Source organism: Meridianimarinicoccus aquatilis, from assembly GCF_004358675.1.
In the GTDB taxonomy this organism is placed as follows: Bacteria; Pseudomonadota; Alphaproteobacteria; order Rhodobacterales; family Rhodobacteraceae; genus Meridianimarinicoccus; species Meridianimarinicoccus aquatilis.
The window spans coordinates 1-21688 of the sequence record NZ_SMZO01000046.1 but is presented as its reverse complement, the minus strand read 5'-3'; the positions used below and the strand labels follow the sequence as shown (position 1 = coordinate 21688).

Below are 21688 nucleotides of genomic sequence, written 5' to 3'. Positions count from 1 at the left end.
GTCGTTGTCGAGGGCAGGGTTCACCCCGCCGCAGTTTTTCGTTGTTCAGTGCGGGAACGGCCAAAGCCGCAACTTCTCCTTCGTCAGTTCCCAAAGCCGTGCCAAGCCGTGCGGCTCGACAATCAAGAAAAAGATGATCAGCCCGCCCACGAGGACAAGTTCGAAATGGGCGGCAAGCGCCGTATCCCAGCCAAGTCCGCCGACCAGCACGTTCTTCAAGAATACCGGCAACAGCACCATGAAGGCGGCGCCAGCAAGACTGCCAAAAATAGAACCAAGCCCGCCGATGATCACCATGAACAGCACCAAAAAGGATTTATTGATCCCAAAGGCTTCACCCACTTCAACCGCGCCAAGATAGACGGAAAAGAACAGCGCCCCCGCGATTCCAACCAGAAAGGACGACGCGGCAAAGGCCGTCAACTTGGCACGCAACGGGTTCACGCCGATGATCTCGGCCGCGATATCCATGTCTCGAATTGCCATCCAGGACCGGCCCACCGCCCCTCGTGTCAGATTGCGCGCAAGCCAAGCGACCGCGATCAAGAACGTCAAACAGAAGAGATAGCTGGCCCAAGCCTGCGCATTCGCGCCCGTCACAGCCGCGCCAAAAACCGTACGCTCTGGTGCACTGATCTGGCCGCTCGCGGAATAGTTGTAGAACCACGGCACCCGGTTGAACAACCAAACAAGAAAGAACTGCGCCGCGAGCGTCGCCACGGCCAGATAAAATCCCTTGATTCGAAGGCTGGGCAATCCGAACAGCACGCCGACGCCTGCTGTCACCCCGCCAGATAAAAGCACCACAAAGACAATATTCAGTCCGGGAAATGCAGTCATCAGTTTGTAGCAGGCAAATGCACCAACAGCCATGAAGCCGCCCGTCCCAAGACTGACCTGCCCGCAATACCCTGTCAGAATATTCAAACCGATCGCGGCAATGGACCAGATCAGGAATGGGAGCAGAACCGCATTGGCCCAATAGTCATCCACAATGAAGGGCACCACCCCGATCGCAAAGACCAGCAGCGCATAATACCGGTAGCGGTCGAACGCGATGGGAAAGGTCTGACTATCCGACCGATAGCTCGACTTGAAATCACCCGCTTCACGATAAAACATCGCGGTTCCTTTCCAATACTGATGGACCCTGACAGGCGACGACAATCGACGCGGCACAATGGCGGCGCACTGCGGCGGAAACCACACACAAAGCACTGGCTTTTATTGGTTTTATTTCACGAACAGGGGATAGAGTCAGGCGAGCCGCCCGCGGTGAACGCAAAGAAATCATATCCCAGAATGCGACAAGGGGCCTCCGACCTAGGTCGAAAGCCCCCTGACATTGATGAGATAGGTTGGCAGCAGTTTGCCCGCACCCACGTGATTTCACATGACCCTTGTCGCGCGCTCCTCCCCGCGCGTCAAAGGTCAGCCCAAGCTGTCCGAAAACTCCTCTTCCAGCCGTGCCCGCGCCGCCGCGCGTCGTCCACTCATGCGGGGGGCATGTCGCATGACCTGCACCCAGCCCATCAATCCGGCCCCGAGTCCCAGAAGGCACAGCACGAAAGTCATGCCGTGCGTCGTTCTGTCCCCCATGACGCCTGAGAGCGCGATAAAGCCATACGTCCAGAATGCGGTAAATCCGACGACACAGACGATAGCCCAAAGCTTCTTCATGCGTATTTTCCCCAGCCGACTGTGCCGCCAATTCACAAAATCGCGACACCAGTGCCTTTTGCCCGACTCGCCCGGCATGCGTCAAGTGCATATCTGCATTGCACTTTTGCTGCGCTGCAGCATTCTTTGCGGGATTGTTGTGCATCGCGGATATCATTATACGCGCTCGATGATCTTTTCGCCGAACAACCCTTGCGGACGGAACACAAGGAACAGCAACGCCAAGACATAGGCGAACCAGTTTTCCGTCGCGCCGCCCACCAGTGGCCCGACCAAAAACTCGAACAGTTTTTCCCCCATCCCGATAATCAATCCGCCGACGATAGCCCCCGGAATTGATGTGAACCCGCCGAGCATCAGAACCGGCAATGCCTTGAGCGCGATCAGGCTCAGGGAAAACTGCACGCCAGATTTTGCCCCCCACATGATCCCGGCAACCAGCGCCACAAATCCCGCGATGGACCACACTAATACCCAGATAAACCGCAGGCTGATCCCCACAGACAAAGCAGCTTGATGATCGTCAGCCACAGCGCGCAGCGCCCGGCCTTCGCGGGTGTATTGCGAGAACACTATAAGTGCCGCAACCAGAAGCGCCGCAATGATGCTGGCGGCAATATCCAACCGGTCGATAAAGAACCCATAGCCAAACCACTCATAGGTGGTTTGATCGATCACATCCGAAATGCCCTGCGGCAGCCCGACATCCATGACCTTGATGTCAGAGCCCCACATCAAATCGCCCACGCCCTCTAGAAAATAGGCCAGCCCGATGGTCGCCATGAACAGGATGATGGGTTCTTGATTGACCAAGTGCTTCAGCACGATCCGTTCGATCAGCACCGCCAATCCAATCATAACCAAGACCGTCAGCAAAATCGCCAACACGGCAGGGACCTCCCAACCGAAATGATGCAGGTCGGTCCCGAATATGGCGTTGATCAGATGTGCGAATGGCACCTGCCCCTGCTGGATACCCACCAGCGTCAGTGCCGCGAACAGAGCCATCACGCCCTGCGCATAGTTGAAAATGCCCGACGCCTTGAAAATCAACACAAACCCCAAGGCAACCAAGGCGTACATAACACCGACCATAAGGCCGTTCACCATGACTTCGGCGGCGAAGAAAAACTGCTCAGGCATGTGCGCTCCCCTCCGACAGGACTCCTACAGGACTCCTACAGGTGTCATACGCGGGTTTGTGGGCCGGATCAGTCATGCGACACTCCCAAATAGGCATCGATCACATCCTGATTTCCGCGGACTTCATCCGGGGTGCCATCGCCAATCTTGCGGCCATAGTCCATCACGACCACCCGGTCAGACAAGTCCATCACCACGCCCATGTCATGTTCGATCAGCGCTACTGTCGTTCCAAATTCGTCATTAACATCAAGGATATAGCGGGACATATCTTCCTTTTCCTCGACATTCATGCCTGCCATCGGTTCGTCCAACAGCAACAGCTTTGGCTCTGCCGCCAGCGCACGGGCGAGCTCCACGCGCTTTTTCAGCCCGTAGGGCAATCGCCCGACCGGCGTCTTTCGAATCCGCTGAATCTCAAGAAAATCAATGATTTCCTCGACTTTTTCGCGGTGCGCGATCTCTTCTCTTTGGGCCTTGCCCCACCAGATCGCCTGATCAAGAATCCCCGATTTGGTGTGCGTCAACCGACCCGTCATGATGTTGTCCAACACGGACATCCCATCAAACAGCGCGATATTCTGGAACGTTCGCGCGATCCCAAGTCGCGCCACTTGGTAGGGGCGCATCGGTCCCCGCTTATCACCACGGAACCAAACCTCGCCCTCCTGCGGATTATAAAAGCCGCTGATAACATTCAGCATACTGGACTTCCCGGCACCGTTGGGGCCGATGATTGCGCGAATTTCACCCTCGCGGATATCAAAGGAAATGTCCTTGATTGCTGTCACGCCGCCAAACCGCAGCGTGATATTGCGCATGTCCATCAGCGTGCCGCCAAGGGTCCGTCCGTCGGGGGTTATCTCAGCCACGCTCATTGCGCCGCGATCCTGTCTTCGGGCGACACAATAACGTCGCGGATCTCAAGTGTCGCTTTGATCGCGCCTTTGCGACCATCCTCATAGGTCACTTCGGTCACTGTCGAAACGCGCTCCGATCCGTCATAAAGCGCCGTTATCAAATCTGAAAACTTGTCTTCGATGATACGGCGGCGCACCTTGCGGGTCCGGGTCAACTCGCCGTCGTCCGCGTCCAGTTCTTTGTGCAGCACCAGAAAACGATGGATGCGACACCCAGACAACATTTCATCGCCGATGATGCTGTCGTTCACCGCGGCAACGTGTTCGGCAATGGTGTCCAGCACCTTAGGATGCTGGCTAAGCTCTTGGTAACTGGAATATGCAATGTTGTTCCGCTCGGCCCAATTGCCAACCGCCGTCAGATCGATATTGATGAAAGCGCAGCACCTGTTCCGACCATTGCCAAAGACCACAGCCTCAAGAATGTCAGGATAGAATTTCAGTTTGTTTTCAACAAACTTTGGCGCGAATAGACTGCCGTCAGCCATCGCGCCCACATCTTTCGCGCGGTCAATGATGCGCAGATGGCCTGTACCTTGTTCGATAAACCCGGCATCGCCAGTGGCCACCCAACCCTCGGCATCCTTGGTCGATTTGGTGCTTTCATCGTTCTTGAAATATCGAACAAATACGCCGGGAGATCGGTAAAACACCTCGCGGTTCTCATCAATCCTCAGCTCGACACCCGGCGTCGGCGTACCAACCGTGTCAGATCGCACTTCGCCGTCGCGCTGTTGAGTGATGAAGACGCTGGCCTCGGTTTGACCATACAACTGCTTCAGGTTGATCCCAAGAGAACGATAGAAATCAAATATTTCCGGGCCAATCGCTTCCCCAGCCGTGTACCCCACGCGCACACGACTGAACCCAAGAGTATTCTTGAGAGGACCATAGACAAGCACATCCCCCATTAGGTACTTCAACCGATCCCCCAAGCTTACAGGCGCCCCATCAAGGATCGACCCGCCGACGCGATGCGCCACGGCCATGAAGCGATCAAACAACCATTTCTTGAACTTTCCCGCATCTTCCATGCGGATCATGACCGACGTGAGCTGGCTTTCGAAAACGCGCGGCGGCGCAAAATAATAGGTTGGGCCGATCTCGCGCAGATCACTCATCATGGTGTCTTCGCTTTCGGGGCAGTTCACACAGAAACCACACCACATCGCCTGCCCGATGGAAAAAATGAAATCCCCAACCCATGCCATCGGAAGGTAAGCCAGAACCTCTTCTTCGCGGCTAAGTTTATCAAATTCGACCGAATTTTTTGCCGTTTCGATAATGTTGCGGTTGGACAGCACGACACCCTTGGGCTTGCCTGTCGTGCCACTGGTATAGAGCATGACGCAGATGTCATCGGCGCCCAACCCGTCGGTCCGCCGACGCAGCTCGGGAAGCAAATCATCCTGTGCCGTACGTCCTGCATCTTGCAATTTGGCATAGGCGGTCACGTGGGTGTGATCGTATTTCCTGAGGCCACGTGGATCGAGATAGACAATATGCTCCAGTTTCGGGAGCTGTTCTTTCACATCGATCAGCTTGTCCACCTGCTCCTGATCCCCGGCGACAACAAAACGCGCCTCGCAGTGATCCAGAACATAAGCAATTTCTTCGGCAACACTGTCTTGATACAGGGGAACTGGGATGGCCCCAACCCGCTGCGCCGCAACAATGGCCCAATAAAGCGCGGGGCGATTGCGTCCCAGAATAGCAATCGTGTCACCTGGCTGCGCACCAAGGGTCAAAAACCCAAGCGCCAAAGCCTCTATTTCGGCAGCGGTTTCGGCCCAGGTCCAGACCTGCCAGATCCCAAGATCCTTCTCACGGAAAGCTGGCGCAGACCCAAATTCTTCAACATTCCGGGCCAATAGGCGCGGAATGGACATGCGTGCGCCATCCTGCACAAATGCAGTTGCCACCGGCTCCTCCCTTTACCCGCTCGTTTCGTGGCGGGCCATTGCGCCAGCCTCATGGCTGAACACATTCATATAACAACTGGAAGTGAGCGAACGTCAAACGATTGTTTTGCGACCATTTCGCCGCCTAGTGCAGGCCGTCAGATAACGTCCTGTTCGGCATCACCTGGCGAAATGCCAAGCGCCTCTAACCCGCTTTCAAGATAATCGGCCAGCATTGGCATCCCGCTGAGATAGTCCTCAGTCGGATTGGTCGCTTCCTGACGCGCCGTTTCATAGGCTTCGCTATACTCGTCCGCAGTAAAGCTATCGCGGCCGATCCACGTCACAGCGACAAGGCTGTATTGCTCTTCTTCGGTCAAATTCGCAATGAAACCGCGCAGTTCGTTCGATGCCTGCGATCCAGACCCCGCATGCCGTATTCCATCACGGGCCCCAATCGCCGTGGCCTCGCCAACTTCGCGCGCGAGCAAGATGACCTGCGCAATCGCCGCCGCATGAATTTCAGGCATAGGGATCCTCCGTTTTTCGATTGTATCGTGCAAGATCAAGATGCGTCCGTCCTTGACATGGCGCAAGCCAACCTCGCACAGGCGCCATCAAGTCTTTGCTCCGAAGAGCTTTATATACAGCCCCTCAGGAAGGAACCGGCTTAGCCGGAAAACCGTGGAAAAGAGCCAAGGGAAATCGCCCGAAAACTTCTCGCTAGAGATATGCTTGAACATGTGGCGGGCGGCCTCGTCGGGCTCCATCAAAAATGGCATTTTGAAATCGTTCTTGTCGGTCAATCGCGTCTTGATGAAGCCCGGATTGGCAAGCTGCACGTCGATCCCGGTATCGTGCAAATCGCAGTGCATGCTTTCTGCAAGCGACATGATCGCCGCTTTGCTGGCACCATACCCTATTGCGCCGGGCAAGCCGCGATAGGCCGACAGGCTACCTGTCAGAACGATATGTCCGCCACCACGAGACAGCATTTGCGGCAGAACTACTCCTATACTCCGGATTGCACCGTTTACGTTAACATCAATCATGCGGGCGGCGTTTTCGCTATCCCACTCTGTCGCCTTCATGGGCCAGTAAACACCGGCCATGAAGATCATACCGTCAACTCGGTTCAACTGTTTCGCAGCGCGCGAGACCGAGTCTGGATCAGAGACATCCATCGGCAAAATGGCCGATTTGCCCGGCAGCGCATCTGACAGGGTTTGTAACGTGTCCTCGTTCCGGGCAGACAGAATCACATATGCCCCTGTCTCGCTCAGGCGATGGGCAAGTGCTGCGCCCAATCCTTCGGATGCGCCCACAAGCCAATACGTCTTTCCAACCCAATCACGCATCATTCAGCCGCCAACTGATCGGTATCAGGGGCCACTTGGGTTTCATCGCGCACCATCGGGCGCATCGTCGCCACCAATTCAGCAACGCGAAAGCCGAACTTTCGGAACTCGCTTCGGTTTATGATCGTGCCGTTTTCCATCAGGTACATCCAATCGGTCACATCCAGCAAATGCCCGCCAGACGCTTTGGGCAAGCGGATACGATACCGCAGCATTACGCCAGCCCCTTTTTGACGACCAACACCGGTCCCTGCAAGGTCTTCTGCTTCGGCGCGGATGGTGCCGTCGTCATCCAGTGTCAGGGACCAGCGGCGATCCTGCACCGTGCCACTGTCGTACTGGAAATGTTCGGTCATTTCACCCCGCGCGCCATCCCAGCGCGCATGCATTTCTGCAACGAAACGCGCAGAGACACGGCCAGTTGGGCCGTAAATCACGCCTTCGCAGGCCATCGGCCCATTCAGATGACGCCGAATATCAAACTCGGGAGTTTGACCTGCATAGTCTTCAGGGGTTTGGGCCTGAAAGCTCCAAAACCGACGAAAAAGGGCAAGTATGGCCAGCGTCAACACGGCGCCAAGCCCCACGAATAGCAATGCTGTCATGATCTAACTCTCCTCCAGCGGGGTGGCGATCAAAAGACCGATCGCAACCAGTTTCAAAATGCAGGGCACCAGCGCGTACAGCAGCGTCAACCGCCACAGCGCGCCCGCCCCATTGTCGGCACCTGCGGTAAAACCGCCGGCTTCAAGCAACGGCAGCAAGGTCGCCGCCGCCAGTGCAAGAGTGAACTTGGACACAAGAGACCACAGGCCGAAGCCCTGCCCGCCATTCGGAGCGATCGCAGCCATCCGCCGTGCAAATAGCGCCGGCAAAAGCGTAAGATCCGCCCCGATGGTTGCGCCTGACGCGATGCACACAACGGCAAAGATCGCAATGTCGCCCTCGCCAAGGCCAAGAACCGTCGCGAACGACAAGATAGCCAGCCCCATGGCGCAAAGAAGCGCCCGCTTGGTCCCGATGCGGCCCGCAAGCCAACCCCACGCAGGGGACGACACCGCAGCGGACAAGAAGAAGAGCACCAGCAACGGACCTTCCCAGCCCGGCGCCCCCAACCTGCTTTCCACATAAAACAAGAACAACGTCGAGCTGACCGCCAAAGGCGCCGCATTGACCAAAGCCAAAAGCAACAGTCGGCGCGCCAGCCGATCTTGCAGGATCGTGCCGAGCGGCGTGGGCGCTTCTGTCTTTGCCGCAGCGCTCCACTCCGGTATCATTCCCAGTGTTGCCACCATCACCGTCGCTGCAAAAACCCAGCCGAAAACGGCAAATGGCTGATCGCTTACTCCTGCCAAGAGCGTCGGCGCGACCGCAGCCAGACACACCCCGAGCAGAGCGCCGCTTTCCCGCCATGTCGCAAGTTGGACGTGCCCGCCCGGTAGACGCGCTGCTTTGCTTACCCCTTGGGCGTAGAAATTTATCGTCAAAAAACTGAACGCCGTGAACAAGCCCGTTACGGTCAAGGCGAACCACACGACCGGGCTGAATGGCGGAACCATTGCGAACAGGCCAAGCATGGACACAGCCAAAAGGGCGGCGCCGATTGCAACGGCAATCCCCCTTGCTCGCCCAAGACGTTCTGCCACCCAGCCAAGAGCCGGATCTTGCACAACATCAAACAGCCGCAAGCCGAACAACACGGCACCAAGGAGCGACAGACTCACCCCATAGGTGTCCGCGAAATACTTGGGCGCATAGATGTAAATGGGCAAACCCGCCCCAGACAGTATCGCACCAAACAGTGCAAATGCGGGCAAGCGCGCGCCGGGAGGAGGCAAGGATGCAGCCGTCACCGCGACACGTCTTCGGTCGGCGGTTCTGGCCGTGCGTGCCAACGGGCCCCCTTCCACCACAGGACCAGTGCCTGCCAATGAATAAGCCCAAGTACCCGGCGCGACCCCAGAGGGCGACGCAGCGCGGCCCATAGGATTGCCCGGTTGGTCAGCGGCTTACGCCGCCCGGTCAGCGTTGCATACAGACGTTCTTCCCCGCTTCGGAAGTCGATCCAGACGCCCACACGGTCAGCCCGCAGGTCGAACCGGAATGTGTAATCCCCCTCGACGGGTTGAAAGGGCGAGACGTGGAAAATCTTGCGGGACGAAAGCCGTTCGTGACGCGTGATAGGCCGCTGGTCGACGTGGTGGCACAAATAGGAATGACGATCCCCAAAGGTGTTGGACACCTCGGCAATCACCGCGCGCAGGCTTTCGTCTTTGCCGTGGCATAGCCAGAAGCTAACTGGATTGAACACATGGCCCAACACACGCGGCTGCGCGAGAAGAAGGATCGGGCCATCACATTTGTCCAACTGGTGCGCGTCAAGAACCTCGCGCACCCAAGCACTTCCGCGCCCTTGCCCCGGCGCGCCACCATGATCGGTGTCGTGCAAAGACGTTAAGTTCCGCGTGTTGCGCGAAAAAAGACTGGGACCGCGGGCTGTTTCGGGATCCAGCAGGCAATAGTCCACACTGTAGCGAAAGGCGTTTTCAATGCCCCCTTCGCGACCATGAAAGGTCTGGCCGACAATATGATCGACTCTCGTGTCCATCATGCAACCAAGGCTGGCGCACGGTCAGCAATGCCCTGAACAACATCCATCGCTGTGGCAAGGCCGTCTTCGTGAAACCCGTTGCGCATCCACGCGCCGCAGAACCATGTGTTTCGTTGACCGTTCAAGGCGGCCACATCGTGCTGCGATGTCATCATGCTCTGCGTGTACATGGGGTGACTGAATTCGGTTCGGTCGAAAACCTTGGCCGGATCTATGTCGCGGGTTGGATTAAGCGTGACAAACAGCGGGTCATCCATGGGAATCGGCTGCAAGGAATTCATCCAATACGTCAACCCGATTGCATCCCGACCGCCTGCGGCTTCGGTGTAATTCCACGATGCCCAACAACGGCGACGGCGCGGCATCAGGCTGGCATCACAGTGTAAAACGGCTGTGTTGGGCTGATAGCGCACGCCCGAGAGCGCCTTTTGTTCGGCCGCATCCGCATCGCCGAGCAATCGCAGGCTATCGTCGCCATGAGTTGCGAAAATGACCTCGTCATAGCTTTCCCAATCGCCCCCTTGGGGTTTGATCCGAACACCCGCATCCCCGCGTTCAACCCGATCAATCGGGCAGCCAGTCCGGATCTCGACGCCCACGCGCAACATGGCCGCTTCGAGCCGCTTCACATATTCAATGGACCCGCCCTCGACAGTGTACCATTGGTGCTGACCGGTGACCCCAAGCAACGCGTGATTGCGGAAAAAACGCACCAAGGCCGCCGCGGGAAAATCAAGAATGTCGCGGGCAGGCGTTGACCAGATCGCGCCCGAGAACGGCAACAGGTAGTGATCCCGAAACCGCGCGCCCGTTCCCAACCGATCCAGAAGCTGACCGATTGTCATCGTTTCATCTGCTGCCAAAGCCTCGGCCCGGCTGTTAAAGCGCAGGATATCCCGAAGCATGCCCATAAAAGCAGGGCTAACCGAGTTTCGGCGCTGACCGAATAGTGAGTTGAGAGTGCTCAGCGCGTATTCGATTTTCCCATCGTCGATAGAGGCGGCGAATGTCATGTTGCTTTCAGCAATCGGCACATCCAGTTCCGCAAACAAAGCCGTCAGATACGGGTACGTCGCGTTGTTGAAAACGATAAACCCGGTATCGACAGGCTGATCACCGCGTTTGCCTGCAAGAACAGTTCGCGCATGACCGCCCAAACGCGTCTGCGATTCAAACAGCGTCACGGCATGACCAGACCCCAGCCTATAGGCTGCACCCATCCCGGAAATGCCCGCTCCGATGATTGCGATGCGCTTGGGCGCACCGCCTGTTGTGTCATATGGCATAAGCCCGCCCCATCCGTCGTTTTTTCATTCCATGTTCAAGAGGTATACGCCGCCCGATTGCAACCGGATGACTCGCAGCGCACCGCAGGCGAAATCAGGGCTGTGCCAACATGCCACGCGACGCAACCGTCTTTCCCGTGTCAAATATTTCGGCAAAAAAGAGTGATCCATTTGCGCGCTGGAAGACTATTTCTGTCAAATGTTGGTGACATGGGGTGGGCCTTTTCGATGTGGCACCGTTAATGGACCTTATAACAGGGCCAAAGGGTGCGACGAAAACTTGGGACCGAACGTGGCGATCCAACAAGAAAAGGAGCTGGAATGGGCTGCTTGCATGGCGCGGATACGCGACGCGCAAGATGAAGCAGCGTTTATCTCATTGTTCCAGCACTATGCCCCGCGCGTGAAGGGGTTTTTGATAAAATCCGGTGCCACTGAGGCACTGGCAGATGAATGTACACAGGAGGTCATGTCGACGGTTTGGCAAAAAGCACATCTGTTCGATCCGGCCCGCGCGAGCGTGTCCACTTGGGTGTTCACAATCGCGCGCAACCGCAAGATCGACATGTTGCGCAAGCAACGTCGCCCGGAACCCGAAGATCTTTTTTGGGGACCGGACGAAGAACCAGACCAGGCAGACGTGATTTCCCTGCAACAAGAGAGTGAAAGACTGATCCGTGCGATGGAAAATTTACCCGAGAAACAGCGCAAACTCGTAGAGAGCGCTTATTTCGGGGATCTGTCACACAGCGAAATCGCCGCAGAAACGGGATTACCGCTGGGCACGATCAAGTCGCGTATTAGGTTGGCGTTAGAGAGACTGCGCCACGAGATGAGATAGAGTGTAAAGATGGGTGTGAAGCATCATATAGCGGATGAATTCCTGATGGCGTATTCGGCGGGCAACCTGCCGGAAGCCTTCAACGTTGTTGTCGCCGCACATGTGTCACTGTCGGATGACAGCAGAGCGCGTCTTGGGGCTTATGAAACTGTGGGCGGGGCTGTCCTTGAAACTGTTGAGCCTGCGGCGCTGGCTGACGACACATTGGCGGCAACGCTTGCGCGCATCAAAGGCAGCGCACCTGTAGACCGATCAGCTGCCAAACGGCCTGCCCCCGGCATCCTTCCCAAGCCGGTACAGGATTACGTTGGCGGCGATCTTAATGCCGTAGCATGGCGCAAAATCGGCGGCGGCGTGAAGCAAGCCATTCTTCCGACACATGACGACGCAAAGGTGCGGCTGCTCTACATCCCGTCGGGCATGGCGATGCCTGACCACAGCCACGGCGGAACAGAAATGACCTTGGTTCTTCAAGGCGCCTATCGTGACGACGACGGCGAATTTCATCGTGGCGATATCGAGGTGGCCGACGAAGACGTGCACCATACACCAGTGGCGTTTGGCCCGATGGACTGCATCTGCTTAACCGCAACGGATGCACGGTTGCGTTTCACGTCGATTTTGCCGCGTCTTGCGCAGCCCTTCCTTCGGATCTAGCGTCACCCTGCTTCGTCGATGCGGTCAGGGTCGTCATCCTGCGCAAAGTCAAAACCATCCAATCTCTGAGCACGTCTGCCCGCCTTTTGCGCTGATATCTTGATTTCGGCCACGTCTTTTTGTGCCTGCCCGAAATGCCGGTCGAGGTTCTCAACACGGCCTGCCAGCCTGTCCAAATCGCCGTTCAAAAGGTGCAATTCACGCCTGATAAGCCCTGCCTGTTCTCGCATGCGCACATCTTTCAAGATAGATCGCAGCGTGTTCAGTGTTGCCATGCAGGTGGTGGGGGACACCAGCCATACACGTGCCTCGAATCCTTCACGCACAAGATCGGTATAGCGCGCATGCAGTTCGGAATAGACCGCCTCGGACGGCACGAACATCAATGCACCGTCAGCGGTTTCCCCTTCGATGATGTACTTCTCGGAAATGGCGCGGATGTGCCGCCGGACAGCCATGCGCAGATCGCGGGACGCTTGCGTACGCTCAAGGTCGGTTTCCGCAGCAACCAGCGCTTCATAGGGTTCCAACGGGAACTTGCTATCGATCACGAGAGGCCCCGGCGGTTGTGGCAGGTGGATCAGGCAGTCCGCCCGTTTGCCGTTACTCAGCGTGGCTTGCATCGTGAAACTATCAGGCGGCAGCGCCTTGCCGACAATGTCGTTGAGTTGAATTTCGCCGAATGCTCCGCGCGCTTGCTTGTTCGACAAGATATCTTGCAAACCCAGAACATTACCTGACAGTTTTTCGATATTGGCCTGTGCACGGTCGATGGTTTCAAGGCGTTGTTGAAGCGCCCCAAGACTTTGTGCAGTGCGCGTCGCGGAACCTTCGAGGCTTGCACCCATGGCTTGGCTCACATCCGCCAGACGCGCCTCAAGCGTCGCCATCGTGGCTTGCTGGCTGCGCAGTTGCGCGTCGGTGACTTGGCTCAGCCCCCCTGCCAATCGTTGTTGGGCCTGACCCAGCGCACCAAGTTGTTGGGCCAATGGCGCCAACAAGCGCGCTTGCCGCCGTTGCGCCCGCAGTGCCGCAACCAGCAATAGGACCACCAGCAGCAGCGCGGCCCCTGCCGCAAGAAAGATCTGCGTCGCAGGGTCGCTCAAATCAACCGGGACGCTGCCCACATTGATCATGTTCGCCCAAAAAGCCGTTCGATGTCAGAGAGTTTAAGCTCCACATAGGTGGGGCGGCCATGGTTGCACTGCCCCGACAGCGGCGTGGCTTCCATTTCACGCAACAGCGCGTTCATCTCATCGGCCTGCATCCTGCGACCCGACCGAATTGATCCATGACAGGCCATGCGCGACAACACCGCGTCGATCCGCGCAGGGAGCGCGGCACTGTCCCCCAGATCGGCCAACTCATCTGAAATGTCCCGCAGCAATCGTTGCGCATCGACAACGCCAAGAACTGCCGGGGTTTCCCGCACTGCAATTGCGCCGGCACCAAAGGGTTCAATGGTCAAACCAAGCGCGGCAAAATCCTCTGCGTGATCCAGCAGGCGGGCGGCATCTTCGCCCAAATCGACGATTTCCGGAATCAACAGAGCCTGCGCTGCCACGCCATTTGCCGCGCGCTGCGCTTTCAGCCGCTCATAGACCAGCCGTTCATGGGCGGCATGTTGATCGACGATGACCATGCCATCCTCGGTCTGCGCAACGATATAGTTTTCGTGGACCTGCGCACGGGCCGCACCAAGCGGGCGGTGTGTCTGCACCTCGGGATCCGTTGCTTCGGGCACCGGTTCCATGCGGGCTGAGGGCGCAGCCGTTTCGGCAAAGCCCATAGAAGCGGGTGCCTGCGCTGAATAGCTGTATGCACGCGTCGGCCCGCTTGGGCGATCCATCTGATAGACCCGCCCCTCTAGCGGCATCGCTTCCGGGCGCATGGCCCCCAGAGTCGCGCCTGCAACTGTTGACGACGCGCGATGCCCCGCCTCGGCCAACGCGTGGCGCAACGCAGATACGATCAGCCCGCGAACGAGACCGGGGTCACGGAAACGAACCTCTGCCTTTGCCGGATGTACGTTCACATCCACCAACAAGGGGTCACATTCCACAAACAGCGCGGCGGCAGGATGCCGGTCGCGACTGAGCACATCGGCATATGCCCCCCGCAGCGCGCCAATCAGCAGTTTGTCCCGCACCGGGCGGCCATTGACGAACAGATATTGCGTGACGGCCGACCCCCGCGAATAGGTCGGCAAAGCGGCCAAACCTGTCAGATGCACGCCTTCTCGTTCCGCATCGATTCGGATCGCATTTTCCACGAAGTCCCGCCCGATAATCCGGCCAAGCCGCCCTTCCAACGCGCCCCAAAGATCGCCGCTTTCCGGGTCTGTGCGCAGAACAACACGACCCTCGCCGCCATCGGACACGTCGCGAAGCGTTATTCCGACAAAGGGTTCTGCCATAGCGAGACGGCGTACCACGTCGGAAATCGCCTGCGCTTCGGCCCGGTCCGTGCGCAAGAATTTCAGTCGCGCTGGGGTCGCATGAAAGAGATCGCGCAATTCAACAACTGTACCCCCGCGCAATGCCGCAGGGCGCACAGCCTGCGGCACGCCGCCGGAAACAGCGATGACAGCCCCATCATGCCCCGCATGGCGGCTGGTCACCGTCAGCCTGCCCACCGCCCCAAGAGAGGCGAGGGCTTCGCCGCGGAACCCGAAACTGTGGATGTTCAAAAGGTCCGAGCCGTCGATTTTCGACGTCGCGTGCCGCGCCAAGGCCAATGGCAGGTCTTCGGGCCGCATCCCGTGCCCATCATCGGTAACCCGCAGCAGCGTCTTGCCACCATCGGCATAGGCAACTTCGACACGCCGCGCCCCGGCATCGATTGCGTTCTCGACCAACTCCTTGACGGCTGAGGCAGGGCGTTCAACGACTTCGCCCGCCGCGATACGGTTGATAGCCGCATCGCTAAGCTGCGCAATTCTTGGGGGTTCTGCTGTCATGTTGGGGTCACGGACATTCATGGTACTAGACCTAGCATGAAAAAGGGTGATTCACTAGGCCCGGATCATGCCAGCCTTGCGAACCACCCCATCAATGCTTGCCGTTTTCTCAGTTTCCCGGCGCAAGGCCCTCTGGCTGCCCGACGACGATGAAGGTCAACTCATCGGGGTCCAAAAGCTCGGCTGCAACGCGCTTCACATCGTCCAGCGTCACCGCTGCTACCCGGTCGTTTCGCGTTTCAAGGTACTCTGGCGTCAGGTCGTCCAACTGCATGCCAACAAGAATATTGGCAATTGACGCATTGCTGTCAAAACGAAGCGGGTAGCCGCCTATCAGATAGGTCTTGGCCGCATCCAGTTCGGCTTGAGTTGGCCCCTCTTCGGCCATACGAGCCCATTCGGCACGGACAACCTCAATTGTTTCAGCGGCGCGGGCGTTTGCTGTCGAAGCGCCACCAACATAGAGATCAGCCAGATCCTTGTTCGCAAGATACGAATAGATTCCATATGTCAGACCGCGTTTGACGCGCACCTCTTCAGTCAGCCGCGATCCAAAGCCGCCACCACCAAGAATTTGGTTCAGCACATAGGCAGCGAAAAAGTCATCATCGTCGCGCGCAATACCCGGCTGGCCAAAGCTGATCACAGATTGCGGGGTCGGGAAATCGATCACCGTCGTGCTGCCATCAAAACTGATCGTCGCAGGGCCGGGAAGCGCCGTCCCGGTTTCCGGCAGATCCGCAAGCAGAGAGTCCAACAAGGATGAAAGCGCCTCTGGTGAGATATCGCCTGCCGCTGCAATGGTCACACGGTCCCGCGCGATCGCACCCTTGAACGCCGCCATCAAATCATCGCGCGTCAACGCAGCAACCGTATCCGGGGTTCCGTCACCGGCTCGCGCATAGGGGTGATCGCCAAAAACAGCCTCTGCAAAGGTGCGCCCGGCAATGGCGTTGGGATCTTCGGCATCCGACCGCAAGCCCGATAAAACCTGTGCCCGGACGCGTTCCACCGCATCCGCATCAAAGCGCGGTTCGGTCAAGGCGCTGTGTAGCAGGTCCATGGCCTCATCGGTTGTATCAACAAGGAAACGCGCTGAAACAGAAACTGAATCGTCACTCGCCGAGAAACGGAAGCTCGCCGCCAGGTCATCGCGGGCGGCAGCAAAGGCCCGCGCATCCAAATCACCTGCACCCTCTTCGATCAGAGCGGTCATCAGGTTCACGGCGCCCAGTTTTTCGGGCGCATCCAGCGATGTTCCCCCTTTGAAAACAATCTCCAGCGCGACGAATGGGATGGTCGGCTCTTCGACCAACCAAGCCGTCAGACCGCCGGGCGTTTCAACCTCAGCGATGTCGACGCTCGCGAACGACGGCAAGGCGGCTGTGACCGTCAGAACAAGCGACAGGGCGGCTGGCTTTGCAAAACGGATCATTGGATCACCTCGGATGCAACGGCTTGTGGCGCGCGGAGCCAGCCCGTCACGGATGTTTGGGGCACAAGAACTTCGCGCGCGGCGGCCAGAATGTCGTCTTCGGTCACGGATTGCAGAACCTCGGGCCAAGCCTGCACGTCTTCAACTGTCAGGCCGCTGGTCAAGGCCACACCGTACTTTCGCGCGCGCCCCTGCGTGCTGTCCATTTCATAGATCGATTGGGCTGCATATTGCCGCTTCAACCTGTCCAATTTTTCCATATCGATGCCGCCCTCCATGAACTCTGCCAAAGCTGCATCAAGCGCCGCTTCCCCGTCTTCAAGGGACACCCCTTCAGCCGGTACCACCGTGATGTTGAACGTCGTTGGATCAAGCGAGGTGCCGCCATACCAAACCCCGGTATAAAGCGCGGTCTTGGCATCAAATTCCAACCGGCGGGACAAAAAGCCATCCGGGCCATCGCCAAGAAGCGCAGACAACAGAGTCAACGCCGCCGCGCGGTCCTGATCTCCAGGGTTGCGCTCTGGGGCCAGATAGCTGCGGGCAACATAGGGTTGCGCAACGCGCTGATCTTCGAACACAACACGGCGCGCAGCCGTTTGCGGCGGTTCAGCCACCCGCTCGCGCCGCTTGAGTTCAGGGTTTGCGGGGATGGGTGCGTAATACTCTTCGGCCAAGCTGCGCACTTCAGCTTCAGTCACATCCCCAGCCACGATCAGAATTGCGTTATTGGGGGCATAATATTCGCGATAGAACTCAAGCGCGTCATCCGTGCTAAGCTCTTCCATCTCGTGACGCCAACCGATGATGGGCCGCCCGTAGGGATGGTTTAAATACTGTATCGCAAGGGCTTGCTCGCGAAACTGAGCACCCGGATCGCTGTCCACCCGCTGCGATCGTTCTTCCAGAATAACAGATCGTTCGGGAAGGGCCACGTCGTCAGTCAGGATCAGCCCGGTCATACGGTCCGCTTCCATTTCCATCATCTGCGGCAGCAAATCGGCGGCAACTCGTTGAAAATACCCGGTGTAATCCCACGATGTAAACGCATTGTCGCTGCCGCCATTGGCGCGAACAACTTCCGAAAACTCGCCTGCGGCCATGTTTTCGGTCCCCTTGAACATCAGATGCTCTAGATAATGGGCGATCCCCGATGTTCCCAACGGTTCATCCGCTGCACCGACACGGTACCAAACCATATGCACGACGGCCGGAGATCGGTGATCTTCAATCACCAGAACGTCCATACCGTTTTCCAACGTAAACTGGCTGATGCCGTCTTCAGACGCGTGCGCGCCCCCTGCGATGAACGCAAACGCGGCCACTGGTGCGCAAAGCCGATTCAATAGTCCCATGGGCAGTCCTCCGTCTTTTATGACAGATACGCCCCCGCGCGCCGCTTGCAAGCGTGCACGCGTATTCGTGACCGTTTAGTCGGGCTTCAACGCGACCGGCGGGGCACTGGATGTGGGCACACCAAGGGCGCGCAGACGTTCATTTTCGGTCTGCTGATCAAGGGATTGCCCGTCATACGCGTCGAAATATCGGTTTACGCTGAACACACGCTCAAGAATCCGCCCCTGATTGCGCTTACGATATGCAGCGTCTTCTTCACTCAAGCTGTCGCGCACTGCGGGGTCGCGCCCATAGCGCGAGGCGTAATTCACCAGCCCGCCATCGCTTGACGGAATCGGACCATCCGCCTTGAGCGCAGCAGCGGACCCTCCGAGTGCGGTCACCGCGTCTTCCAACGGGGTGGCGTCTGCGCGGTTGGCCACGCCCGGCGTGGGAACCGGCAATGCAGAACTTTCAGGCGGCGTTTCCAATGGCTTGGCTGGCACCACAAGAAATTCATTGGGAGTCCGGGTGGTCTTGAAATTCATCAAGCTGGGCTGGCCGCTTCCGCAAGCTGCAAGAAGGGCTGGCGCCAGAAGGGCCAAAAGGAACGCGCGCGGTTTCACAGCAATGGGTCCTCGGACGAAGGCAGTTTGATGGTCATATCGAACCCGCTTCTATCGCAGGCGCAAGGCGGCGTCACCGGGTCTTTTTACTCGGGGTTTCCGGGTTGGCCCAGATCACCAACGCAATGGCCCCGCCGAACACGCCAACATCAGCGATGTTAAAGGCGAATGGGTTATTGATGCCACAGCAGGACATGTTGAGGAAATCCGCCACAGCGCCATAGATCAGCCGGTCAAACACATTGCCAAGCGCGCCGCCCACCAACACACCGGCAGCCAGCATCATGCGCGGCCGACCGTCGGCTTTTGCAAACCATGTCACCCAGACGCAAATCCCAAGCGCCACAGCGATCAGCAACCAACGTGCTGCGACCGGGTGCCCCGACAGCAAGCCAAAGTTGATGCCATCGTTCCAGCCCATGCGGAAATTCAACAGGGGCGGAACAACATCAATCGCCAACCGGTGCTTCAGCCCCAGCCAATGGACCACGGCGACCTTGCTGCCCTGATCAAGGGCGAACATGACAAAAGCAGCAAGAGCGAAGAGCCGCATAAGATCAGTGCCTGAAGTGGCGCATGCCGGTAAAGACCATGGCAAGCCCAGCCTCGTCAGCGGCGGCGATGACTTCTTCGTCGCGCATGGACCCGCCGGGCTGAATGATCGCCGTCGCGCCGGCTTCTGCAGCCGTGACAAGCCCGTCTGCAAACGGGAAGAACGCATCGGACGCGACGACCGACCCTTGGGTCAGCGGCGCGGGCAGGCCCATGGCTTCGGCCATGTCCTGCGCTTTGCGCGCGGCGATGCGGGTGCTGTCCACGCGGCTCATTTGACCTGCGCCAACACCGACGGTCGCACCGTCCTTTACATACACGATGGCGTTGGATTTGACGTGCTTGGCCACGCGCCACGCGAACAGCAGATCCGCCAGTTCGGCATCGGATGGGGCGCGTTTTGTGACAACTTTCAAATCGTCAAGCGTGATACGTCCGGTGTCTTTGTCCTGCACCAGATACCCGCCCGACACCTGCCGCCAGGTTGTACCCGCGACAGTGGGGTCGGGAAGCTCGGCCGTGGTCAAAAGGCGCAGGTTCTTCTTCTTTGCAAAAATGCTCTTGGCGGCCTCGTCCGCACCCGGCGCGATCACCACTTCGGAAAAGATGCCTGTAATCGCCTCTGCGGTGGGGCCATCAACCGGCTGGTTCAACGCGATGATCCCGCCAAAGGCCGATGTCCGATCGCAGTCAAAGGCGCGGCCATAAGCTTCGGTGAGCGTTGCACCGCGGGCAACACCACAAGGGTTGGCGTGTTTGACGATGACGCAGGCCGGGCCGTCTTCGGGTGCAAATTCCGCCACCAGTTCGAACGCTGCATCGGTGTCGTTGATGTTGTTATAGGACAGCGCCTTGCCCTGATGCTGCTGCGCCGTCGCCACGCCGGGCCGGGCACTGCCGTCGGTATAGAAGGCAGCCGCCTGATGCGGGTTCTCACCATAACGCATGGGCTGCGCCAAGGTGCCCGCCACAGCACGGCGGCGCGGGGTCGGCTCGTCAATCGCGCCAGCCATCCAAGTAGAGACTGCTGCGTCATAGGCTGCGGTGCGGGCATAGGCGATTTGTGCCAACCGTTGACGGAAAGCGAGCGTTGTGCCCGCGCCACCGTCCAGTTCCGCTAGCACGCCAGCGTAATCTTCAGGGTCCGTCACAACAGCCACATGCGCGTGGTTCTTGGCCGCCGCACGGATCATCGCGGGGCCGCCAATGTCGATATTCTCAATGCAAGTATCGTAATCCGCGCCAGCGGCAACCGTGCTTTCGAAGGGGTAAAGGTTCACCACCAACAGGTCGATTGCACCGATGCCATGCGCCTGCATGGCGGCCACGTGCTCTGGGTTGTCACGCAGTGCCAAAAGTCCGCCATGCACAGCCGGGTGCAATGTCTTGACCCGGCCATCCATCATCTCGGGGAATCCTGTCACGTCGGCCACGTCCGTGACCTCCAGCCCGGCATCGCGCAGCGCCTTTGCCGTGCCGCCGGTGGACAAGAGCTTGACCCCTTTTGCAGCAAGGTCTGCCGCAAAGCCGGTCAGCCCGGTCTTGTCGGATACGGAAATCAGTGCTGTTCCCAGCGGGGCACGATCGGTCATTCGGGCGGTCCTTTGGTCAGTGTCTCAGGTGTCGCGCGTCTCTGCCGGGGCAAAGGCGGGCGTTTCGCGGTCTCGGGTCAGCCGCCAGCGCACAGAAGTGACCAGCGTTGCCGCCCGGCCCAGCAACACGATTTGTCGGCTACTGGCGGGTTCGGGGCGGGTTTTCTCCAGATAGACGCTGGGGTCAAGCCGGATCGTGCAGCCCGCATCATGGGTAAAATGCCACAGATCCCGATTGGGAAGCCGCAGAGCCACCGTTCCGGTCTTGGCATCAAGGTGCGCGTCGACGTCAGGATGCAGATGAAAACGCAGCGCAAAGCTGACACCGTCCGCCTCGCTGGCCCGCGCATGAAAGCGCCGCTTCTCGGCTTCGGACACCGCGCTCAAAATATCTTCGCCTTCAAGCACGTCTCCGGCCAGAGATAGATTTAGCCGACGGGCATGGATCAACCCGAAAGATGCCGAATAGCCATTATGCGCGCCGACAACATGCATGTCCGGCTCGTCAGGATGCAGATCCGCCTGCACGTTTCCCGGAGCCTCAGTCAAAACCATGGCACCGCCGCGCGCCCTCTCCAACAGCGAAGAGGACTGCCCGGCAAGCACTAGTGTGCTGTGGGATGCGGTCTCGCGGGCGGCTTCTTGCCAGTCAGGCCCAAAGGGTGCACCGGCGCCGCAGCTCACGACCAGCGGGCAAGCGCCTGCCGTCACCTCGAACGCCAGCGTGCTCGCATGAGCTGTTCCCGCTGCTTCGCGGGCGCTGTCCGGGGCGGCCATATCCGCGATCACGGT

At 58.5% G+C, this 21688-nt stretch carries 21 protein-coding genes; 2 read left to right on the top strand and 19 right to left on the bottom strand.

Translation table 11 applies throughout. The features are described from left to right. Positions 1-45: 45 nt before the first annotated feature. From E2L05_RS15885 to E2L05_RS15835, 11 genes are all read right to left on the bottom strand, one after another. Positions 46-1122 (bottom strand): branched-chain amino acid ABC transporter permease, encoded by a 1077-nt coding sequence (locus E2L05_RS15885; RefSeq protein WP_133343851.1) that lies wholly within the window; start codon positions 1120-1122, stop codon positions 46-48. Positions 1123-1431: 309 nt separating this feature from the next. Next, a complete protein-coding gene (locus E2L05_RS15880; RefSeq protein WP_133343850.1) occupies positions 1432-1680 on the bottom strand; it encodes a hypothetical protein in 249 nt (82 codons plus the stop codon). A 156-nt stretch (positions 1681-1836) separates the two neighbouring features. After that, the gene (locus E2L05_RS15875; RefSeq protein WP_133343849.1) at positions 1837-2823 is read right to left on the bottom strand and encodes a branched-chain amino acid ABC transporter permease; all 987 of its coding nucleotides are present in this window, start codon (positions 2821-2823) and stop codon (positions 1837-1839) included. Positions 2824-2891: 68 nt separating this feature from the next. Then, complete coding sequence (locus E2L05_RS15870) at positions 2892-3701, bottom strand: ABC transporter ATP-binding protein (RefSeq protein ID WP_133343848.1); 810 nt, start codon at positions 3699-3701, stop codon at positions 2892-2894. Continuing rightward, complete coding sequence (locus tag E2L05_RS15865) at positions 3698-5632, bottom strand: AMP-binding protein (RefSeq protein ID WP_133343862.1); 1935 nt, start codon at positions 5630-5632, stop codon at positions 3698-3700. The genes E2L05_RS15870 and E2L05_RS15865 overlap by 4 nt, the downstream gene beginning before the upstream one ends. Before the next feature lie 170 nt (positions 5633-5802). Beyond that, entirely contained in the window at positions 5803-6174 is a 372-nt protein-coding gene (locus E2L05_RS15860) for a DUF3775 domain-containing protein (RefSeq protein WP_133343847.1), read from the bottom strand. An 87-nt stretch (positions 6175-6261) separates the two neighbouring features. Then, positions 6262-7002: an SDR family NAD(P)-dependent oxidoreductase gene (locus E2L05_RS15855; protein ID WP_133343861.1), complete on the bottom strand. Its 741-nt coding sequence runs from the start codon at positions 7000-7002 to the stop codon at positions 6262-6264. Further along, the gene (locus E2L05_RS15850; protein WP_133343846.1) at positions 7002-7607 is read right to left on the bottom strand and encodes a DUF3833 family protein; all 606 of its coding nucleotides are present in this window, start codon (positions 7605-7607) and stop codon (positions 7002-7004) included. Before E2L05_RS15850 ends, E2L05_RS15855 begins: the two co-directional genes overlap by 1 nt. 3 nt (positions 7608-7610) lie before the next feature. Beyond that, on the bottom strand, positions 7611-8819 hold the full coding sequence (locus E2L05_RS15845; RefSeq protein WP_243722014.1) for an MFS transporter: 1209 nt from the start codon (positions 8817-8819) through the stop codon (positions 7611-7613). Between the two features lie 32 nt (positions 8820-8851). After that, the gene (locus E2L05_RS15840; protein ID WP_133343859.1) at positions 8852-9610 is read right to left on the bottom strand and encodes a DUF1365 domain-containing protein; all 759 of its coding nucleotides are present in this window, start codon (positions 9608-9610) and stop codon (positions 8852-8854) included. Continuing rightward, positions 9610-10899, bottom strand: a complete 1290-nt coding sequence (locus E2L05_RS15835) for an NAD(P)/FAD-dependent oxidoreductase (RefSeq protein WP_133343845.1) — start codon at positions 10897-10899, stop codon at positions 9610-9612. Before E2L05_RS15835 ends, E2L05_RS15840 begins: the two co-directional genes overlap by 1 nt. A 334-nt stretch (positions 10900-11233) precedes the next feature. Here E2L05_RS15835 and E2L05_RS20990 point away from each other — a divergent pair, with 334 nt between their 5' ends. Together E2L05_RS20990 and E2L05_RS20985 are read left to right on the top strand one after the other, a co-directional pair. Further along, the gene (locus E2L05_RS20990; RefSeq protein ID WP_243722016.1) at positions 11234-11740 is read left to right on the top strand and encodes a sigma-70 family RNA polymerase sigma factor; all 507 of its coding nucleotides are present in this window, start codon (positions 11234-11236) and stop codon (positions 11738-11740) included. 9 nt (positions 11741-11749) lie between these two features. After that, positions 11750-12397 carry a ChrR family anti-sigma-E factor gene (locus tag E2L05_RS20985; protein ID WP_208016268.1) on the top strand — a complete coding sequence of 216 codons (648 nt, stop codon included), beginning with the start codon at positions 11750-11752 and terminating at the stop codon, positions 12395-12397. Positions 12398-12399: 2 nt separating this feature from the next. Here the strand turns inward: E2L05_RS20985 and E2L05_RS15825 are convergent, their stop codons facing one another. The 8 genes from E2L05_RS15825 to E2L05_RS15790 form a co-directional block, all read right to left on the bottom strand. Beyond that, positions 12400-13533, bottom strand: coding sequence for a DNA recombination protein RmuC (locus E2L05_RS15825; protein ID WP_133343844.1), 1134 nt, complete (start codon positions 13531-13533; stop codon positions 12400-12402). Next, entirely contained in the window at positions 13530-15377 is a 1848-nt protein-coding gene (gene mutL, locus E2L05_RS15820; RefSeq protein ID WP_133343843.1) for a DNA mismatch repair endonuclease MutL, read from the bottom strand. The genes E2L05_RS15825 and mutL overlap by 4 nt, the downstream gene beginning before the upstream one ends. Positions 15378-15465: 88 nt before the next feature. Next, complete coding sequence (locus E2L05_RS15815; RefSeq protein WP_133343842.1) at positions 15466-16791, bottom strand: M16 family metallopeptidase; 1326 nt, start codon at positions 16789-16791, stop codon at positions 15466-15468. Next, entirely contained in the window at positions 16788-18146 is a 1359-nt protein-coding gene (locus E2L05_RS15810; RefSeq protein ID WP_133343841.1) for a M16 family metallopeptidase, read from the bottom strand. Before E2L05_RS15810 ends, E2L05_RS15815 begins: the two co-directional genes overlap by 4 nt. A gap of 75 nt (positions 18147-18221) precedes the next feature. Next, the gene (locus E2L05_RS15805) at positions 18222-18752 is read right to left on the bottom strand and encodes a DUF3035 domain-containing protein (protein ID WP_243722013.1); all 531 of its coding nucleotides are present in this window, start codon (positions 18750-18752) and stop codon (positions 18222-18224) included. Between the two features lie 73 nt (positions 18753-18825). After that, positions 18826-19305 (bottom strand): signal peptidase II, encoded by a 480-nt coding sequence (gene lspA, locus E2L05_RS15800; RefSeq protein ID WP_133343840.1) that lies wholly within the window; start codon positions 19303-19305, stop codon positions 18826-18828. Between the two features lie 4 nt (positions 19306-19309). Then, on the bottom strand, positions 19310-20896 hold the full coding sequence (purH, locus tag E2L05_RS15795) for a bifunctional phosphoribosylaminoimidazolecarboxamide formyltransferase/IMP cyclohydrolase (protein ID WP_133343839.1): 1587 nt from the start codon (positions 20894-20896) through the stop codon (positions 19310-19312). Positions 20897-20920: 24 nt separating this feature from the next. Further along, positions 20921-21688 (bottom strand): heparinase II/III family protein (locus tag E2L05_RS15790; RefSeq protein ID WP_208016267.1); only part of this gene is annotated, 768 nt, incomplete at its 5' end.

What these genes read in the sequence shown, in the direction of transcription:
- E2L05_RS15885 (WP_133343851.1), bottom strand. Translation starts at nt 1,122, where the DNA reads ATGTTTTATCGTGAAGCGGGTGATTTCAAGTCGAGCTATCGGTCGGAT.
- E2L05_RS15880 (WP_133343850.1), bottom strand. Translation starts at nt 1,680, where the DNA reads ATGAAGAAGCTTTGGGCTATCGTCTGTGTCGTCGGATTTACCGCATTC.
- E2L05_RS15875 (WP_133343849.1), bottom strand. Translation starts at nt 2,823, where the DNA reads ATGCCTGAGCAGTTTTTCTTCGCCGCCGAAGTCATGGTGAACGGCCTT.
- E2L05_RS15870 (WP_133343848.1), bottom strand. Translation starts at nt 3,701, where the DNA reads ATGAGCGTGGCTGAGATAACCCCCGACGGACGGACCCTTGGCGGCACG.
- E2L05_RS15865 (WP_133343862.1), bottom strand. Translation starts at nt 5,632, where the DNA reads ATGTCCATTCCGCGCCTATTGGCCCGGAATGTTGAAGAATTTGGGTCT.
- E2L05_RS15860 (WP_133343847.1), bottom strand. Translation starts at nt 6,174, where the DNA reads ATGCCTGAAATTCATGCGGCGGCGATTGCGCAGGTCATCTTGCTCGCG.
- E2L05_RS15855 (WP_133343861.1), bottom strand. Translation starts at nt 7,002, where the DNA reads ATGCGTGATTGGGTTGGAAAGACGTATTGGCTTGTGGGCGCATCCGAA.
- E2L05_RS15850 (WP_133343846.1), bottom strand. Translation starts at nt 7,607, where the DNA reads ATGACAGCATTGCTATTCGTGGGGCTTGGCGCCGTGTTGACGCTGGCC.
- E2L05_RS15840 (WP_133343859.1), bottom strand. Translation starts at nt 9,610, where the DNA reads ATGGACACGAGAGTCGATCATATTGTCGGCCAGACCTTTCATGGTCGC.
- E2L05_RS15835 (WP_133343845.1), bottom strand. Translation starts at nt 10,899, where the DNA reads ATGCCATATGACACAACAGGCGGTGCGCCCAAGCGCATCGCAATCATC.
- E2L05_RS20990 (WP_243722016.1), top strand. Translation starts at nt 11,234, where the DNA reads ATGGCGCGGATACGCGACGCGCAAGATGAAGCAGCGTTTATCTCATTG.
- E2L05_RS20985 (WP_208016268.1), top strand. Translation starts at nt 11,750, where the DNA reads ATGGGTGTGAAGCATCATATAGCGGATGAATTCCTGATGGCGTATTCG.
- E2L05_RS15825 (WP_133343844.1), bottom strand. Translation starts at nt 13,533, where the DNA reads ATGATCAATGTGGGCAGCGTCCCGGTTGATTTGAGCGACCCTGCGACG.
- mutL (WP_133343843.1), bottom strand. Translation starts at nt 15,377, where the DNA reads ATGAATGTCCGTGACCCCAACATGACAGCAGAACCCCCAAGAATTGCG.
- E2L05_RS15815 (WP_133343842.1), bottom strand. Translation starts at nt 16,791, where the DNA reads ATGATCCGTTTTGCAAAGCCAGCCGCCCTGTCGCTTGTTCTGACGGTC.
- E2L05_RS15810 (WP_133343841.1), bottom strand. Translation starts at nt 18,146, where the DNA reads ATGGGACTATTGAATCGGCTTTGCGCACCAGTGGCCGCGTTTGCGTTC.
- lspA (WP_133343840.1), bottom strand. Translation starts at nt 19,305, where the DNA reads ATGCGGCTCTTCGCTCTTGCTGCTTTTGTCATGTTCGCCCTTGATCAG.
- purH (WP_133343839.1), bottom strand. Translation starts at nt 20,896, where the DNA reads ATGACCGATCGTGCCCCGCTGGGAACAGCACTGATTTCCGTATCCGAC.